The sequence below is a fragment of the Pseudanabaena sp. PCC 9330 genome (assembly GCF_055795045.1).
Window position 1 is genome coordinate 321,302 of sequence record NZ_JAYFES010000115.1, and the last position, 17,897, is coordinate 339,198.

The window sequence follows — 17,897 nt, forward strand, 5'->3', positions numbered from 1 at the left end:
GTCTATGACCGGCCATCTCGCCCGCATTGATATTTTTCCGGTCAAGTCGCTGGATGGGGTTTCGGTGGCCTGGGCCAGGGTGCTAGAGAGTGGGGCGCTGGGGGGCGATCGCACCTACGCCCTCTTCAACAGCCAAAACCGCTTCATCAACGCCAAACAAACTGCCACCATTCACCGCCTGCGATCAACTTTTTCTGAGGATGGCCAGTCCATCACCCTAGCCGTTGACGACCAGCCCCCTGCTGCCACCTTTCACTTTCAGCAGCAGCGTTCACAACTCGAAGCCTGGTTCAGCACCTACTTTCAGCAGCCCATCGCACTTCAAGCTAATCCCGACAGCGGATTCCCTGACGACACCAACGCTGCTGGGCCAACGGTGATTAGCACCGCTACCCTTCAGACCGTTGCCGATTGGCACAGCCTTACCCTAGAAGAAGCCCGCCGCCGCTTTCGCACCAATCTCGAAATCGACGGCGTACCCCCCTTCTGGGAAGATCAGCTGTTTAGCACCGATGGTAGCCCGGTGCGCTTTGCGATCGGTGATGTGGTGCTAGAGGGCATCAACCCCTGCCAGCGCTGTGTGGTGCCCACCCGCAACGCCCTCACCGGCACGGCTACCCCTGACTTTCAAAAGACGTTTGCTCAGCAGCGCGCGGCAACCTTGCCAGCCTGGGCCTCAACCCAACGGTTCAACCATTTTTACAAACTGGCCGTCAATACCAATATCTGTGGGCAGGCAGGTCAAGTCCTCCGGGTTGGGGATAGTGTTAGCGTGGTGGCATGATCTGTAGCCCTGCTTCTGCCTACGTTCACATTCCCTTTTGCCGTCGTCGCTGCTTTTACTGCGACTTTCCCATCTCGGTGCTCGGCAACCAGCAGCGGGGCGAGACCTCTGGCACCGTAGAAAGCTACGTGGATCTGCTCTGCAAAGAGATTGCGGCCACTCCCAAGCTGAACGACCCCCCTCTCAGCACGGTGTTTTTTGGCGGCGGTACCCCCTCCCTGCTCTCCATCCCGCAGCTAGACAGGCTTCTTGCCCACCTTGATCGCCGCTTTGGCATCGCCCCCACCGCCGAAATTTCTATGGAAATGGATCCGGGAACCTTTGACCTGGAGCATTTACAAGGCTACCTGGCCGCAGGTATTAACCGCATCAGTCTGGGTGTCCAGGCGTTGGATGATAGAACGCTGGAAAGTTGTGGTCGCTACCACCGCACTGCCGATGTCTATCGCTCTGTGGACTGGCTGCACCAGGTTGCCATGGCCAACTGGAGCCTGGATTTAATCTCTGGGCTGCCCCACCAGACCCTAACCGACTGGGAAACTGGACTCACTAAAGCTGTAGCCCTTCATCCCCACCACCTATCCATTTACGACCTTACCGTAGAGCCACAAACCGTTTTCGCCAAACGCTACCAACCGGGCAATGCCCCCCTGCCTACGGACGAGCAAACGGCCACTATGTATCAGCTCGCTCAAACAGTGCTCACGGCCCAGGGCTATGAGCATTACGAAATTTCCAATTACGCCTTGCCGGGGCACCGATGTCAGCACAATTTGACCTACTGGCGCAATCAGCCCTACTACGGCTTTGGCCTCGGGGCTACCAGCTACACCCAACGTCAGCGCGTCAGTCGTCCCAGAACGCTAGCGTCCTACGGCGACTGGGTGACCGCCTTTCAGGCCGCCGGAGGCATCCACAGCGAACTACCGACGCCGGCCCTGGAGCAGTTGTTAGATCGGCTCATGGTGGGGTTGCGGCTCAAGGAGGGGATCAGTGGGGATGAGGTGCGGTCTTACTGCTCTCCGGCTACCTGGATGATTCTCTATCAAACTCTGAAGCCGCATATACAAGCGGGGTTGGTCATGGTTGAGGGCGACTCCTGGGCCACTCTTCGCCGTTTGCGCCTCAGCGATCCTGAGGGCTTTTTATTCTCCAATGTTGTGCTCTCCGACTGCTTTCGCGCTGTGGAAGATTTGGGTGACGAATGAGGTGGTGTCGTTTTAACGGACTGGCCAAGACTTATAGCTTCAAGTCAGCTGCCTGCTATGATCTCCCCAAAAAATAACTCTCTACCCCAGGCACTGTGGGCGGGCAACATTGTCTACTGCATTTGTTGGCGAAAGTCATCGGCCTTTTTGCGATCGGGAATCTCAGCTGCTAGGCGAGTCACTAGATCTTGGGGCGACAGATGGGGAAAATCGGCTAGGGTATCGTCTACGAGATAGTTGGCCATGGGGCCAATACAGCGCATCAGAGTTTGGCGACAGCGGCTGATAAACTCTGGGCTGAGAGCGTTTGCGACAGGAGATGGGGGCTCAGACAGCGGCTCTAGATCGGGCATCGTTACGTCGTGAGGATTGGGCTCTTGGCTGGCAGAGTGCTCCTCGACTACCCCCTGAATGCGGCTGATAAAGTTGGTGGCCTGACGTCCGTCAGAGAGCTGACTGGCCAAAATTTCGACAAACTCCTCTGGGGTTGCCTGGGGGTATTGATCGATCATGTCTTCGACGATGACGCTGGCCATGGGCCCAATGCAGTGGGTCAGGGCTTGGCGGCAGGCTTCGATAAAGGCCGGGTTGGACAGCTCTGAGGAAGTTAGCGCCGGGGCCGTAGCGCTAGCCCAAGCCGGTTCTATAGTTAGGGGAGAGATGGGATCTGCAGCGGCCTCTGTGAGTTGGACTAGCTGCTGCATCACGGCTTGGGCGGTCTGAAAGCGAGCTTTTGGTTTTTGCTGTACCAGCTGGGTGAGAATGGCTGCTAGACCCTGGCCCACGCTGACGTAGGTTTGCCAGCGCCACTCCAGGGTCTCTTGATCGATCAGATCGCGGGGATAGCGGCCTGTGAGTAGCACGATCGCTGTCACCCCCAGCGCATAGAGATCGCTACTGGGAAAACACTGGCCCAGGTGAATTTGCTCGGGCGGGGAGTAGCCAAATTTGCCCACCATGGTCGCCGGCTGCCCATCGTCAGCGGCGTCGACATCACCGGAGAGCAGAGTGCTGATGGCGTCGCTCACCAGGCCAAAATCGATCAGCACGGGCAGACTGCGATCGCGGCAGTACATGATGTTGTCAGGCGAAATATCGCGGTGCACAATGTTGAGCCCGTGGAGATAGTCGAGCACTTGCAACATTTGCATCAGCCACGGCACCACCTCTGCCTCAGAAAACTGGCTATCTTGTTGGCGGCGCTGCTTCAGCAGCTGAGAGTAGGGCACCCCATCGATATATTCCTGCACAATAAACAGCCGGTTGCGCTGGGTAAAACAGGCCAAAAACTTAGGTACCTGGGGGTGGTTGAGCTGGTAGAGGGTTTTGGCCTCCCGCTTAAATAGATCTAGCGCCTTTTGCAGATTGCGGCCCGATTTTTTGGCCGGAAAGAACTCCTTTAGCACGCAGGCTTCACCAAAGCGCTGGGAGTCTTCGGCCAGATAAGACCGACCAAAGCCTCCTTGGCCCAGCACCCGTTGGATGGTGTAGCGCCCCCCTACCCGATTGCCCGGAGCCAAAAGCTGGCGGTCTGCTGGGGTTTCTACAGGCGGTTCTAGAACCTCGTCTGGCTCTGGAGTGGTAACCTGGTGACCCTCGGAGAAAACATTGATATGGTAAGCGGGCACCAGCTCCTGAATATTTTTGAGCTGGAGCGGCCCCGCATAGGTCACATCTAGATCGAGTCGCGATCTGACCACGTCATAGACAATTTTAGAAATGCAAATACCGCTGGGGCGGGCCTCGGTCTGCAGGCGGGCGGCAATATTCACGCCGTTGCCCATGACGTCAGACTGGCTAAAAAACACATCTCCTAGATGTATGCCAATGCGGTGGAGCAGGGCTAAGTCTCCATCGGCGTCGGCGTTAATGTGGTGCATTGCCTTCTGAATTTCTAGCCCGCAGCTGACCGCCTGCACCGCGCTAGCAAAGTACATTAACAGACCATCTCCGGTTGACTTGAGCACCTTGCCCTCAAACTGTTCGCAGAGGCTACTCATCAGCGCCTGGTCGCGCTGTAGCTGAGAGAGGGTGAGCTCTTCATGCACCGACATGCGAGCGCTAAAGCCCACTGCATCGGTGAGCATAATGGCGGCTAGGGTGCGGTATCCGTGGGTCACGGGAGTCAGCTCCAAGGGGCGCAAGAGAAGTTTGGGTCAGCTAGGGCTGCACCTTATCCATTCACTATAGTTAGCTTCATTCCATCCGCAGCGGTTTACTAAAACCCTTTGATAGCGAATCTGACTTGGTTAGCCCCGGTTGGGCTGGGCAAACACCGTTTGCCCCCACGCAATCCGCCTGTTTAGCATCGGGGTTATGCGATTCGGATTTGGGTTGAGTCCAGGTTCTGTCTGTATGCCCCAGATTCGTAGGGGCGTTGCACTGCAACATCTCTACCGGGTATCGGTTTGGCATCGGGGGGTTATGAGTCGGATTGAATATGAAGCCCAGTAGTAGCACTCCTGATCCTAGGCTGCCCCTCTGAGCCAGGCTGTCGCCTAGCTCACTAACTCAGCCCCTTGGTCAAGCCTGAAGACAGGCTCGTCGTCTCTAGGGTCAGCACCGCTGGCTGCTCGTTGACCCGCGCCTCAAGGGGGCGCACCTTTTCTACCAGCTGAATCAGCTGCGACAGGTCGGGAGGGGCAGCGTTGGCGATATAGCCAGCGTCAGCGGCCATGCTCGAATCGGCGTTTTGCATGGCCTGCTCGATATACTGCTGCTGGTTGCGATCGACGCCAGGGCCGATCAACACGGCCCCCGGCGGAATGGCGCGACTGGTGTGCAACACCCGAAAGACACCGCTATCGAAGTCGGCGCGATGCTGCTGAAAATCTTCTTCGGCCATGGCTCCGGCGGTGACCCGGCCCTCGGCTACCCAGCCCAGGGCGATCGCCGGGGTAGGGGCAAACTCAATTTTTTGCAGGGTCAGGCCGTAGAGATCGTAGAGGGGCAGATAGTAGCCTGTGGCCGACCCGGCTTCACCTAGGGCGATCGCCTGGTTTGCCAGATCGCCCAGCGCCTGCATGGGGCTATCGTCGCGCACCACCAATACCGATCGCTGGTTGGGGGTGCCCAGCAGCGGAAAGATCGGCAGATAGTTGGCCTCAGCAATGGCGATCGCCGCCAGCCCCGAGGGGGCAAACACCAGTGACCAGTTCGCCGCCCGGATTTGCTCCACGGCGCGAATCTCGTTAAACACCGGCTCTAGCTCGACCACCGCCTTGAGCTGCTCAGCCAAATAGGCCTGAAAGCGCTGATATTTGTCTAGGGAGCTAGCGCCGTCGTCATAGCTGACCAGTCCTACGGTGAGCCGCATGGGCTGCTCATACACCTTGACCGGGCCACAACCTGAGGCCTTGACCAGCAGCACGGCCAGCAGACCCACTAAACAAAATCGCCACCACCGCCCCAGTTGTTCCATAGTTTTAGGCCAGAAGCCATCCCAACATGTCCTTGTCAAGTGGCACCCCTATGCAGCTTAGACCGACAGACTCCCGGATTCTAGGCCTTCTTCGCATTCTGTGACTCTAAATCTGATCCGAGTCCAGACGTGGAGATCTACCGGTAGGAAAACCATAGATTTCGAGCTGCACCTGGTACTAAACCTCATCCAGGTGCAGGAATAGAATGCTGTCTATCCTCGGGAACGGCAGAACCCAGACGGGACTGGCCATCGTTGCCTTCTATGAAAGTTATTCATAGCTACCATGACAGGATGTTTTTGTAACTTTAGATACCAAAATGTACTCTTGAGTTGTGGGTGAAAACCCTTCAACGCAACCGGAGATCTGCTATGAACACCAGCTATTGGCCCATCCATAAATCCAGCCCTGCTCCCAGCTTGGTGGCTCAGCTAGCTAACTTTTGGCAAGGGGCACTGGCCCACCTCGAAGCCACCTCAGAGCCGCGAGTGTGGAAGGCCAACAATACCCAGGGTGAAACCCTGTGGAATGCCTACGACCCCATTACCCATTTGGCGATCGACCATGCTTCCGCCGACGAACTGCGGGTCTGGCTGGAAGAACTGCACTATCGCAGCTAGGATGCTGCACAGCTATTTCCTGCACAATTATTTAATGGGCAAGATTTAGACGCATCTCTATAGTCATAGCAACGCCTCGCCGCTCGCTTATCCGGGCAGCGCAGCTTGGCCCCAGCGGTCAGCCCTTTCGACTTAAAAGGCTTGCTATGACTTCGGTACTGATTCAGGGTGGTCGCATTGTCACCGCCGTAGACGACTACGTGGGCGACATTCTCATTCAAGATGGTCGCATTGAGGCCATTGGTCGCCAGCTCTCGGTAGAGAATGCCGAGCGCCATGATGCCGCTGGGCTGCTCGTACTGCCCGGCGGCATCGACGCCCATGTGCACATGGAAACCCCCATGGGCAACGATGTCTACACCTGCGACACCTTTGAAACCGGTACGCGATCGGCGGCCTTTGGTGGCACTACTACGATCATCGACTTTGCCCAGCAGTTCCACGACGACAGCCCCAAGGCCGCACTCGATCGCCGCTTGGCCGCCGCCGAACCCCAGTGCTGTGTTGACTACGCCTTTCACGTCATTCTCACCGACATTAATCCGGAATCTTTGGCGGAACTGCCTGATCTAATCAACAACGACGGGGTCTCTAGCTTTAAGCTCTACATGGCCTACCCCGGCGTACTGATGGTCGACGACGCCGACATCTTCAGAACCATGCGCCGCACGGGCGACCATGGCGGCATGGTCAATCTCCACGCTGAGAATGGGGTGGTGATCCAGGCTTTAATCGAAGAGGCGCTGGAGCAGGGTAACACCTCGCCCAAGTACCACCAGCTCACCCGTCCTAGCCTGATGGAGGGCGAAGCCGCCCACCGGGTGATTCGCATTGCGGAGCTGGCGGAGGTGCCAGTGTACATTGTGCACCTATCGGCTAAGGAGGCACTAGATGCAGTGGTGGAAGCGCGCGATCGCGGCATCCATGCCTTTGCCGAAACTTGCCCCCACTACCTATTTCTGGATGAGTCGGAGTACGATGCCCCCGGCTTTGAGGCGGCCAAATACGTGATGACTCCGCCATTGCGCAATCACGACTGCCAGCACGCCCTCTGGCGCGGCCTGCAATTCGACGATTTGCAGCTGGTCGCCACCGACCACTGCCCTTTTTGTATGAATGAAAACCCCCTGGGCATTCTCAAGTCAAAGCAGTTTGGCCGCGACAACTTTAACCGCATCCCCAACGGTGCCCCTGGGGTAGAGCTGCGCCTCACCCTGCTCTATGACGGCGGCGTGAGGGCGGGGCGCATTAACCTCAACCGCTTTGTGCAGCTCACCGCAACTGCCCCGGCGAAAATGTTTGGCCTGTTTCCCCGCAAGGGCACGATCGCCGTCGGCAGCGACGCCGACCTGGTGCTGTTTGACCCCAACGAAACCCACACCCTCAGCGCTAGCACCCACCATTCTTTGGTCGATTATTCGCTGTTTGAGGGGCGCGAGGTCACCGGCAAGGTAAAAAAGGTCTTTTTGCGCGGCCAGTGCATTGTGGATGGGGATGAATGGCTAGGGCGATCGGGCATGGGCGAGTATTTGCCGCGCGGGGCGTCGGGGCGCGTACTGTAGCGATCGCAAGTTCGACAAAGAATGTTATTTGGGCAAACAGGCTGATCGTCCCCTCCCAGGAGGGGACGCTATCCGACAGAGGTTAACGATCGCCTGACAGCTTCTGGGCGATCGCCCCCGACCAGGTAGCCGCCAGAGCCGCAACACCGTCTGCAATCACCGCCTGCCCCTCCTCGGTTGTTACAGTCAGAGTCTCGCCCTGCACAGTGCCGAGCATCTGCCAGGTCTCAGCCAGTTGCTGACTTAGGTAGGCTTCCCACTCCGCCTGGTGCTCTGGGTTGACGGAAACCACAATGCGCGCGCCACCTTCGCCAAACAGCAGTCGATCCCAGCGGTGATCGGTCTGGGTCGTAGCCAGGGGCAGTTGCACCATCGCTCCCAACTCACCGCCGATGCAAGATTCGGCCAGGGCTACCGCTAGCCCGCCCTCGGCGCAGTCGTGGGCCGATCGCACCCAACCCTGGGCAATGCCGTGGCGGCAGGCTGCTTGCACCCGTTTTTCGAGGGCCATATCGATCACCGGGGGGTGGCCGGTCGCCAGCCCCTGTACCCCGGCTAAATATTCCGAGCCGCCCAGGGTGACTAGGGGCCAATCGCCTGCTGTAGCTGTCGTGGACTGTTCCACCGGAATCCCCAGCAGATAGATCACATCCCCGGCTTGCTGCCAGCCCTGGCCGCAGGTGTAGGTGAGGTCGTCAATCAGCCCCACCATGCCGACCACGGGGGTGGGGTAGATAGGCTGGGGGTTGCCCTGGCTATCCACGGTCTCGTTGTAGAGGGAGACATTGCCGCCGGTCACCGGGGTCTCAAACTCGCGGCAGGCGTCGGCCAACCCCCGGCAGGCGTTGGCCAGTTGCCAATAGCCAATGGGTTTTTCGGGGCTACCAAAATTCAGATTATCGGTTACCGCCAGGGGCAGGGCACCGACGCAGCTGAGGTTGCGGGCGGCTTCGGCCACGGCAGCTTTGGCACCCTCGTAGGGGTTCAAGTACACATAGCGGGCGTTGCAGTCTACGGTAGCGGCGAGGCCTCGCGCCACAGCGCCGGGTTGATACCCAGGAACTGCTTCTTGGGGCCGCAGGCGAATGATGGCGGCGTCGCCCTGGCCAGGGCGCAGCACGGTGTTGTTTTGTACCTGGTGGTCGTACTGGCGGTAGACCCAGGCTTTAGAGGCGATCGTGGGCTGACCCAAGAGCCGATGGAGAACCCCAGTCCAGGAAATTTCCCCCGTGTCAGGCAGGGCTATGCCTGACAGCGAGCAGGGGGGCAGGCTGTCTTCGCGCCAGGCCCAGGCGGTTTGGGCGTAGGCGGGTGGCTCGGGCAGCAGTTCGCGGTGGTAGATCGGCGTATTCTCTGACAGCGCCAAGGCCGGAATTTCGGCAGCAATGCTGCCCTGAAACAAAATCCGCACGATGGGGTCGGCGATTACGGTGCCAGCCACCACGGCGTGCAGTCCCCAGCGCTCAAAAATCTCGATCACCTCGGCTTCGCGGCCTTTGGCGACCACAAACAGCATCCGCTCCTGAGACTCTGACAGCAGGTATTCGTAAGGCACCATGCCGGTTTCGCGCACGGGGATCAGGTCAAGATCCAGCTCGATGCCGACGCCGCCCTTAGCCGCCATCTCGGCGGTGGAGCAGGTAAGGCCCGCCGCCCCCATATCTTGAGCGGCGACGATCGCCCCCGTCTTAAATGCCTCCAAACAGGCTTCCACCAGCGATTTTTCTAGAAACGGATCGCCCACCTGCACGGCAGGGCGATCTTGCTCCGACTCATCGGTCAGTTCGGCGCTGGCGAAGCTGGCCCCACCCATGCCGTCGCGCCCGGTGGTCGAGCCCACATAGACTACCGGGTTGCCCAGACCCGCCGCCCCCGACTTCACGATCTCGTCGGTTTCCATAATGCCGATCGCCATGGCATTCACCAGTGGGTTGCCGTTGTAGGCCGAGTCAAAATACACTTCGCCACCCACGGTGGGCACCCCAAAGCAGTTGCCATAGTGGGCAATGCCCGAGACTACGCCCTGGCAGAGGCGGCGGGTGCGGGCGTCATTGAGATCGCCAAACCGCAGGGAGTTGAGTACGGCGATCGGCCTCGCCCCCATGGTGAAGATGTCGCGCAAAATGCCACCCACCCCGGTAGCCGCTCCCTGAAACGGTTCGACCGCCGAAGGGTGGTTGTGGGACTCGATTTTGAAGGCTACCCGCAGACCGTCGCCCGCATCGATCACGCCAGCATTTTCCCCCGGCCCCACCAGAACGCGCGGCCCCTCTGTGGGGAACTGCTTGAGCAGCGGGCGCGAATTTTTGTAGCAGCAGTGCTCTGACCACATCACCCCAAACATGCCCAACTCGGCCCGGTTGGGGTGGCGACCCAGACGCTGCACAATGTCGTCGTACTCGTCGGGCTTGATGCCTTCGGCGGCAATTTCGTCGGGGCTGAAGGGGGCGGCAGCTTGGGCAGTCATGCTGATGAGGGATTGAGGTGCTTAACGATCTTAGCCCCAATGGGGGGTTTGGTTTGACAGTGCGCTCTAGCTGGGTCGTTTATGGTGTAGCTGCTTCCCTGGTAGCCGTTGCTGTCATCATGCCCCAAAACCAATTGATTTTGTATTTCTCAACTGAAATTTGGGCTAATCCTTCACCTTGAAGAATTGCATGACATTCACTGATGCCATAGGTGCGAAAATGAGCGCGATTAAAAAGGCTTAGAAAAATATCACAGATGCGGCATGTTAAATAATCATCACACCAATCCGTAATTACGAGCTGACCATTGGGTTTAAGAATTCGCTTCACCTCTTGAATCGCCTGGGCAGGATTGCGGAAGTAATGAAACGCATTCGTTGAAATGACTCGATCAAAGCTATCGTTTGGAAAAGGAATATTAGCGGCACTACCAACTTGCAACTCAACGGACTGTGGTAATTTTTGCCGAGCTACACTCAGCATCTCTGCGGAAGGATCTAAGCCGACAATCTCTAGCTCTGGCGCTAAGTGCAAAAGTCTCTGAATTAAAGTTCCTGTTCCACAGCCAAGATCTAAGATACGTTCGTGAGCATTGAGATCTAGACGCTGTATCGTTTCTTCAACCGTTGCATCTACATAAAACGACCAACGGCGATCATACCGAGACGCAAGATGCGCATATTCGCTTTGAACAGGATCAGAATGCATGGTCGTTAGCTCCCCCTGAATTGACGGCGGCAAACGATAGTGTGCTGTCACCACGGCAAACTTCACGGCTTGCCAAATAGGTCGAGCTGTTCTGATGGATCGTAGGTGGCGGCTAAATCTCTGGCGCGGCGACGGGGTTTGGTGGCTTTGGGTACCTCTCCCCGCAGGCCCACGGCGATCGTGCTGTTGCGCTCGATCTCGCGCATAACGTCGCGGGCGCGCTGGATCACCGAACTGGGCAACCCCGCTAGCCGCCCGGCCTCGATACCGTAGGATTTGTCGGCTCCGCCGGGCTGTACCTGGTGGAGAAAAATGATTTGGTCGGGCAATTCTTTGACTGTGACTTGGTAGTTGGCGACATTGGGAATGAGGGCTGCTAGCTCATTCAGTTCGTGGTAATGGGTGGCGAAAATGGTGCGGGCCTCAATCTCGACGGCCAGGTGCTCGGCCACCGCCCAGGCGATCGAGAGACCGTCGAAGGTGGCGGTGCCCCGGCCAATTTCGTCGAGCAACACCAGGGATCGGGGCGTGGCGTGGTTGAGAATATTCGCGGTCTCGTTCATCTCGACCATAAAGGTAGACTGGCCGCTGGCCAGGTCGTCTACGGCACCGACGCGGGTGAAGATGCGATCGCACACCCCTAGCCTGGCCGCCTTCGCTGGCACGAAACTGCCCATCTGCGCCATCAGCTGAATCAGCCCCACCTGGCGCAGGTAGCAGCTCTTGCCGCTGGCGTTGGGGCCGGTGAGAATGATCAGGTCTTGGGGATGAGCGGCGTCGCGATCTGCCGGAAGCGTGCCCATAAAGTTTGAATTGGGCACGAAAAAGCCAGCGGGAAGGAGTTGCTCGACGACTGGGTGGCGGCCCTCGGTGACGGCGATCGCCCGACTCTCATCCATTTCTGGACAACAGTAGCCCTGGAAGATGGCGACTTCCGCCAGTCCACAGAGCACATCGGCGGCGGCGACGGCGGCGGCGACTTTGCGGATCAGTTCGACCTGTTCGCCCACTTTGTCGCGCAGCTGGTTGAAGATCTCGTACTCCAGAGCGTTGATCTCAGACTCGATGTTGAACACCCGCGCCTCTCGCTCCTTGAGTTCGGGGGTGATGTAGCGCTCTTCGTTGGTGAGGGTCTGCTTGCGAATGTAGTCGTCTGGGGCCTGGTCGGCGCGGGCACGGGAGACGCTGATGTAGTAGCCAAATGCCTTGTTAAAGCCGACTTTGAGGGTAGAAATGCCGGTGCGCTTGCGTTCGGCGGGTTCTAGCTCCGCGATCCACTTTTGGTCGTCCACTGCCTGCTGCCGCAGGTCGTCGAGCTGAGCATTCACCCCATCGCGAATCAGGTGGCCTTCGGTGAGGTAGAGGGGTGGGGTCTCGACCAGGTGCGATCGCAGCGTTTGACCCAGCTGCTCTAGCTCTGGCGGCACATACTGAAGTGCTTGCAGATAGGGGGATTGCGCCTGTTCGGCCAGGGCCGCCAAATCGGGCAAGCGCAAGAAAGAATCTGCTAGGGCCACCAGATCCCTGGCATTCGCCGTGCCCGAACCCGCTCTTCCTGCCAGCCGCTCTAGGTCGTAAATTTGCTTGAGCTTGTGTTGCAGCATTTGCCGCAGGTTGCCGTCCTGCAAGAGTTCCATGATTGTGGACTGTCGCGCCTGAATGCCCTTCACATCCAGCAGCGGTTGCAGCAGCCAGCGCCGCAGGGTGCGCCCGCCCATGGCCGTCACGGTGCGATCGAGCGCCCAGAGCAGCGAGCCGTTGTAGGTGCCGTCGCGCTGGGTTTGGGTGATCTCTAGATTGCGGCGGGTCTGGTGGTCGATCACCAGGTAAGCGGCCAGGGTGTAGGTGCAGAGGGGTTGCAGAGGAGCCTGTACGGTCTTTTGAGTCTCTTCCACATAGTGCAGCAGGCCCCCCGCCGCCCGCACCGCCAGGGGCAGATGATCGCAGCCCAGCCCTTCCAGCGACCTGAGCCGAAATCGCTGGAGCAGGCGCTGGCGGGCTTCACTCTGGCTGTAGGGGCCTTGGGGCCTGAGGGTGTAGCAAAACTGTCGCGGCAAACAATTCGGCAGTTGATCGGATTGATCCCCCGGTCTGAGCATAGCCCCCAAGTTCGGCGCATCTACCGGAAACAGCACCTCGGCGGGCTGGAGCCGGAGCAGTTCTTGAGCGAGCTGGTCGAGGTCTTCGCCCTGAGTGGTGAGAAATTCCCCGGTAGAGACGTCAGCGTAGGAGAGGCCCCAGTGGTGCCCGGCCACCACCACCGAGGCCAAAAAGTTGTTTTGGCTAGCGCTGAGCATGCCCTCTTCGATCACGGTGCCGGGGGTGATCACGCGGGTGACTTCGCGCTTGACCAAGCCCTGAGCTACGGCGGGGTCCTCAACCTGGTCGCAGATGGCGATCGCATAACCCTTTTCCACCAACAGCGTGCAATAGCGGTCCAGCGCGTGGTGGGGAATGCCCGCCAGGGGCACCCGCCCGATCGCCTTACCGGCGTCTTTGCTGGTGAGGACGAGCTCTAGCTCACGGGCGATCGCGATCGCATCTTGAAAAAAGGTCTCAAAGAAATCGCCCACCCGGTACAGCACCAGAGCGTGGGGATACTGCTCCTTCATCTCCACGTAGTGGCGCATCATCGGCGTCAGGTCGTCCCAATTCACCGAGTGGTGGTCGGCGTAGCGCACGGTGTGCTTGGCTAACCGTTCTGGAATGGGGAGCTGACCGGCGGCGGGGGAAGAACCAGACATAGATTGACGTTAGGGGGCTGCTGTTCAGCAGTGTTGCACAGTCATTCCCTAGATCACCAGTCCGCCAAAGATAATAATGGCTGCCAGAGCACCGGCTAAAATGCCGTAGCAGGCGGCGATCAGCGACTTTAACGAATCGAGATAGCGATAGCGCCACAGCATGGCCGCCAGAGTAATAGAGTAGAGCAACTCAGCCAGGGGAAAGACAGCAATACCAATGCTGCGATCGACGCCGATGACAACCACAGTCCACAGTAGAAAAATAATGAAGTTATTGATGATCGGGGCACGACTATCCCTCACCGGCATGCGCGGACGCGCAATAAACCCAAAGTAAGCCGATATCATCAGCGGCAGTATTGCCGCCGCGATGCTGCGAAACCCGGCCTCTGATGAGTCTCCAAAGGTCCACACAACCCGAGAAAAGAGCTGTAGCAGCAAAAAGCCGATGGCAAAAAACATCACAAAGTAGCTGATCAGCCCCTTAGTGCCCCGAGTCATGCTGTTCGCAGGTTGTTTTCGCCGATATTGCACAGTCTACCTCCCAGGCTAAGCCGCAGCTACCCTCACGATGTGAAGGTAGGCTCTACCCTAGCAGGGTGACCCATGACTATCGCTCACCCCATCGGGAGACATCGGCCCCTCGCCAGGTCTACCCCAAGAAGGAGAAGGGTCGCCTATAGCGGGGCGAGCGAAGGCAGGCCGATCTCATTGCCATCAGGCCCTTCCAGCACAAAGCCCGCATCGCGGATCATGGCGTAGTCGGCCTGGGCGGCCTGGCCAGGAGTGGTTAGATAGTCGCCGACAAAGATGGAATTGGCGGCATAGAGGCCCAGGGGCTGAAGCTGGCGCAGCTGCACCTCACGCCCTCCAGCGATGCGAATCTCTTGACTGGGCAGCAGCAGCCGATAGAGACAGAGAATTCTGAGGCACTGGCGCGGGTTCAGGTCTTGCCGACCTGCTAACGGTGTGCCGTCAATGGGAATGAGAAAGTTCAGCGGTACGCTGGTCACCCCCAGACGCCGTAGGGCTAGGGCCATGTCGATGATATCGTCGTGGCTTTCGCCCAGGCCAAAGATGCCGCCGGAGCAGGTGGTCATGCCCGCCGCCTGCACTGCCTGGATGGTTTCTAGCCGGTCTTGAAAGGTGTGGGTGGTGCAGATGTCGCCGTAGTTGGCCTCGCTGGTATTGAGGTTGTGGTTGACGCGGTCTACCCCCGCCGCCGCTAGCTGCTCAGTCTGGGTCTCATCGAGCAGGCCCAGGCAGGCGCAGATTTTCATGGGGTAGCGGGCCTTGACCTGGCGCACAGCATCGAGCACTTCACCAAAGACGCGGTCAGAGGGCGATCGCCCCGAGATCACCATACAAAAAGTGCCTGCCTTGAGGCTGTTGGCCCGCTCCGCCGCCGCTAAAATCTTCTCCTGAGCCATAAAGGGATATTTCTCAATCTCCGCCGAGGAGATCTTCGACTGGGAGCAGTAGTGGCAGTCTTCGGGGCAGAGGCCACTCTGGGCGTTAAGCAAAAAATGCAGCCGCACCCGATTGCCCCAGTGGTGCCGTCGCACCCGGTAGGCCGCCGCCAGCTGATCGAGCAGCTCAGTGTCAGGAGCCGCGAGCACCCTGTGGGCCTGCTCACGGCTGATCACCTCCCCTGCTAGAGCCTGGTCTGCCAGGGTTTGCCAGTCAGTGCGGGAGGTAGCGAGAGAGGTAACAGTCATAGCAAAAAGGCCAAGGGCTGTGGGTGAACTGAGGCTTCTATTGTCCTAGAAACTGACACCCTAGAGATGATCTCCTAGCTATTCTCTAGTACTCGCACGTCAACGGTGCTGGTGTTGAAGTTGTAGAGGTCACCATCGAGCTCAATCTGGGTGCCCACCTTGACTTTGCTGTTGCCAAACACCGGCCCCGTGTCGGTAATCTGAGCGTTGTCTTCTAGGGTGATCAGCATATCAATCGTGTAGTTGAGCTCAGGCCGAGGGTCGGGCAGAGCTAGCACGGTGCCGTCGGGCTGGGGCGCTACGGTGCTGCGGGGTAGCTTTCTCACCTCTTTGATCTTGACTTGGCCGTAGGGCTGGTTGCGAATAATGATGTTGGTGGTTTCAGAGTTTTGGATCGATTGAAACAGCCCCTCTGGGTTAGAAGAAGTCAGCCCCCGCACCATCACATCGACCTCAACGGGCTTAGTTACGGCTCCGACCTGTGCCACCGACCCCGAGGTGCCTGGGTAGAGAAAAATGCCAAACAGCACCATCAAAATGATTAAGCCTGCCGCCACATCTAAGATGCTGACTTTGCCAAACAGGCGGCCTTTAGAGTCAAGAAGAGTCATGGCTGGGGTGCCCTCGACGGGGTGATTAGGTCTTTGCAGCACAGGAGAATGCCGATACCATTGAATCATAGGCCGACTCTTTTGGGGCATTTGCCCAGCCCGCCAGGCGAAGATGCAGGCCATAAGCACGTGGTCTCACCATTGGTCAGGGTTGGCGTTCTGACATCAGTGGCCATCGCAATAAGATGGTGCCAAATTTATTATTGACCACTGACTGTGGCCGCAAACCGCTAGGCCGGGCAAGATAGTTATAGTTATGACCCTCCGCCGCACGCGAGGCGCTGCTATGCTCTCTCCTCTCACCTTGTTTAAGAAAAACTCTTTATTTCGGCGTGGGCTGTATGGCTTGATGGCCACCATCATGGCTGTCACCATTGGCCTAGCGACGCCGACACCGTCCCACGCCAGCATTTTTGAGCTGCTGCTTCAGGGCGTTCGCTACGTGCAATTGGGCAACCTATCTGACCGCGATGAGGTCGCCCTGGGCACCCAAATCGATCGCCAACTCAAGGCCCAGGGGGTGCGTGTTTACAACCGCAACCCTGCCATCAACAGCTATATCAATGAGATTGGCCAGCGGCTGGCGGCCACCAGCGATCGCCCTAGCATTCCCTATACCTTTCAGGTCGTCGATGACAACGGCGTCAACGCCTTTGCCACCTCCGGCGGGTTTGTCTATGTTCAAACTGGGTTAATTCGCGCCGCTGCCAACGAGGCCGAACTGGCGGGGGTGATGGCCCACGAAATTGGCCACATTACCGGACGCCATGCTATCAACCAAATGCGGCAGCAAGCGCTAGCCAGCGGTGTAGCCGGTAGCCTGGGGGTACGCCAAGACGCCATGGTCAATCTGGGTGTACAACTGGCTCTGCAGTTGCCCAACAGCCGCGAGGCCGAGTACGATGCCGACCGCCGTGGTTTTCACAATATGGGTCGGGCGGGTTACGACACCACAGGTTTTATTAGCTTTATGCAAAAGCTTGAGGGGGGTCGGGGTACCGCCGAATTTTTGAGCACCCACCCCAACCCCGGTAACCGGGTGAGCAACCTTCAGGCCATGCACAACTCAGGCACTTACACCAATACCGGCGCTGGCCTGGATGCCGCAGCCTACCGCAGCCGTACCAGCGGTCTATAGGGAGGCCAGCGATCGCCCTCGGCAGACCCTTAACCCCCAAAACCCCAGATCCAGATCCAGCTTGATTTGCTGGGCTAGGTCTGGGGTTTGTCGCTCTAGGCCAGCAGCGATAATGCCGCCGTCGCCGCCGGTGATCACCACGGCACCAGCAGTGTACTCGGCCTGCCATGCGCCGATAAAGTCGAGTACCCCAGCTAGTTGGGTATACAGAATGCCGCTCGCGATCGCCCCTGTCGTATCCCTAGCCCACCGCTGGGGCCAGCCCTGGGACAAGTTATCTACCAGAGGCAGCTGATCGGTGTCGGTGTGCAGAGCGCGAAACTGCGATCGCAGCCCCGGCAAAATAGCACCGCCAATCAAGCTCTGATCGGCTCCAGCGGTAAAGGTGATCGCTGTGCCGCAGTCGATCACCAGCACGGGCCAGCCGTAGACCGCCCCGGCCCCCACCAGGGCAAGGGCGCGATCGATGCCCAGGCTGGGATAAGTGTTGCCCAGGGGCACTGCCGCCAGGGTTACAGTGTGAACCGCCAGATCATCCACCAGCCATCCTAGGGGAGCCTGCACCACCGAGGCCGCCCATAGATTTGGCTGGGTCTTGGGAAGATCGGGCAGCCTGAGGGATGGGTCAAGGGCAAGAAAGGCCGTGGTAAGGGGCGTGCATAGGAGCGATCGCGCCTCTACCTCTGAAAGCTGGCGGGTATGCCAGCCGCCTAGCCAGCGATCGCCCTCAAACAATCCCCAGTGCCAGCGGGTATTACCAATGATCAGCCCCAGCCAAAAATCTTGCCTCTCGCCCATGCTAAGACTACTAACTTATGTCAAGGAATGAGAAAAATTGAAAGGGATTGCTGCGACCTGATCTCGCCTCAGCTGAGCATCTAACTTTTTCTGTTCAATAAAAAAACTGCTTGCCA

Annotated in this window: 14 protein-coding genes; 5 read left to right on the forward strand and 9 right to left on the reverse strand. The window is 58.5% G+C overall.

Annotated elements, in window-relative coordinates; genetic code table 11:
• The first annotated feature begins 4 nt into the window (after positions 1 to 4).
• Together AC0QKW_RS18770 and hemW are read left to right on the forward strand one after the other, a co-directional pair.
• Positions 5 to 784, forward strand: coding sequence for an MOSC domain-containing protein (locus AC0QKW_RS18770; RefSeq protein ID WP_473152613.1), 780 nt, complete (start codon positions 5 to 7; stop codon positions 782 to 784).
• Positions 781 to 1,992 (forward strand): radical SAM family heme chaperone HemW, encoded by a 1,212-nt coding sequence (hemW, locus tag AC0QKW_RS18775; protein ID WP_473152614.1) that lies wholly within the window; start codon positions 781 to 783, stop codon positions 1,990 to 1,992. The genes AC0QKW_RS18770 and hemW overlap by 4 nt, the downstream gene beginning before the upstream one ends.
• 113 nt (positions 1,993 to 2,105) lie before the next feature.
• Here hemW and AC0QKW_RS18780 read toward each other — a convergent pair whose 3' ends face one another.
• Both AC0QKW_RS18780 and AC0QKW_RS18785 read right to left on the reverse strand, forming a co-directional pair.
• Positions 2,106 to 4,112 (reverse strand): DUF8082 domain-containing protein, encoded by a 2,007-nt coding sequence (locus AC0QKW_RS18780; protein ID WP_473152615.1) that lies wholly within the window; start codon positions 4,110 to 4,112, stop codon positions 2,106 to 2,108.
• Positions 4,113 to 4,498: 386 nt separating this feature from the next.
• Positions 4,499 to 5,413, reverse strand: a complete 915-nt coding sequence (locus AC0QKW_RS18785; RefSeq protein ID WP_473152616.1) for a phosphate/phosphite/phosphonate ABC transporter substrate-binding protein — start codon at positions 5,411 to 5,413, stop codon at positions 4,499 to 4,501.
• Between the two features lie 372 nt (positions 5,414 to 5,785).
• Between AC0QKW_RS18785 and AC0QKW_RS18790 the strand changes: the two genes are divergently transcribed.
• Positions 5,786 to 6,034: a hypothetical protein gene (locus AC0QKW_RS18790; RefSeq protein ID WP_473152617.1), complete on the forward strand. Its 249-nt coding sequence runs from the start codon at positions 5,786 to 5,788 to the stop codon at positions 6,032 to 6,034.
• Between the two features lie 146 nt (positions 6,035 to 6,180).
• Positions 6,181 to 7,596 carry a dihydropyrimidinase gene (gene hydA, locus AC0QKW_RS18795; RefSeq protein ID WP_473152618.1) on the forward strand — a complete coding sequence of 472 codons (1,416 nt, stop codon included), beginning with the start codon at positions 6,181 to 6,183 and terminating at the stop codon, positions 7,594 to 7,596.
• 82 nt (positions 7,597 to 7,678) lie between these two features.
• On the opposite strand, the gene purL is transcribed toward hydA, so the two are convergent.
• The 6 genes from purL to AC0QKW_RS18825 form a co-directional block, all read right to left on the reverse strand.
• Positions 7,679 to 10,063: a phosphoribosylformylglycinamidine synthase subunit PurL gene (purL, locus tag AC0QKW_RS18800; protein WP_473152619.1), complete on the reverse strand. Its 2,385-nt coding sequence runs from the start codon at positions 10,061 to 10,063 to the stop codon at positions 7,679 to 7,681.
• A 79-nt stretch (positions 10,064 to 10,142) separates the two neighbouring features.
• The gene (locus AC0QKW_RS18805) at positions 10,143 to 10,772 is read right to left on the reverse strand and encodes a class I SAM-dependent methyltransferase (RefSeq protein WP_473152620.1); all 630 of its coding nucleotides are present in this window, start codon (positions 10,770 to 10,772) and stop codon (positions 10,143 to 10,145) included.
• A gap of 62 nt (positions 10,773 to 10,834) precedes the next feature.
• Positions 10,835 to 13,516 carry a DNA mismatch repair protein MutS gene (gene mutS, locus AC0QKW_RS18810; RefSeq protein ID WP_473152621.1) on the reverse strand — a complete coding sequence of 894 codons (2,682 nt, stop codon included), beginning with the start codon at positions 13,514 to 13,516 and terminating at the stop codon, positions 10,835 to 10,837.
• A gap of 48 nt (positions 13,517 to 13,564) precedes the next feature.
• Positions 13,565 to 14,017: a hypothetical protein gene (locus tag AC0QKW_RS18815; RefSeq protein WP_473152622.1), complete on the reverse strand. Its 453-nt coding sequence runs from the start codon at positions 14,015 to 14,017 to the stop codon at positions 13,565 to 13,567.
• A 176-nt stretch (positions 14,018 to 14,193) separates the two neighbouring features.
• Positions 14,194 to 15,234 (reverse strand): biotin synthase BioB, encoded by a 1,041-nt coding sequence (gene bioB, locus AC0QKW_RS18820; protein WP_473152623.1) that lies wholly within the window; start codon positions 15,232 to 15,234, stop codon positions 14,194 to 14,196.
• Positions 15,235 to 15,308: 74 nt separating this feature from the next.
• Positions 15,309 to 15,845: a DUF4330 domain-containing protein gene (locus AC0QKW_RS18825; RefSeq protein ID WP_473153008.1), complete on the reverse strand. Its 537-nt coding sequence runs from the start codon at positions 15,843 to 15,845 to the stop codon at positions 15,309 to 15,311.
• A gap of 286 nt (positions 15,846 to 16,131) precedes the next feature.
• Here AC0QKW_RS18825 and AC0QKW_RS18830 point away from each other — a divergent pair, with 286 nt between their 5' ends.
• Positions 16,132 to 16,983, forward strand: a complete 852-nt coding sequence (locus AC0QKW_RS18830) for a M48 family metallopeptidase (protein ID WP_473152624.1) — start codon at positions 16,132 to 16,134, stop codon at positions 16,981 to 16,983.
• Here AC0QKW_RS18830 and AC0QKW_RS18835 read toward each other — a convergent pair.
• On the reverse strand, positions 16,978 to 17,781 hold the full coding sequence (locus AC0QKW_RS18835; protein WP_473152625.1) for a pantothenate kinase: 804 nt from the start codon (positions 17,779 to 17,781) through the stop codon (positions 16,978 to 16,980). The two genes, AC0QKW_RS18830 and AC0QKW_RS18835, sit on opposite strands and share 6 nt — an antisense overlap.
• Between the last annotated feature and the right edge of the window lie 116 nt (positions 17,782 to 17,897).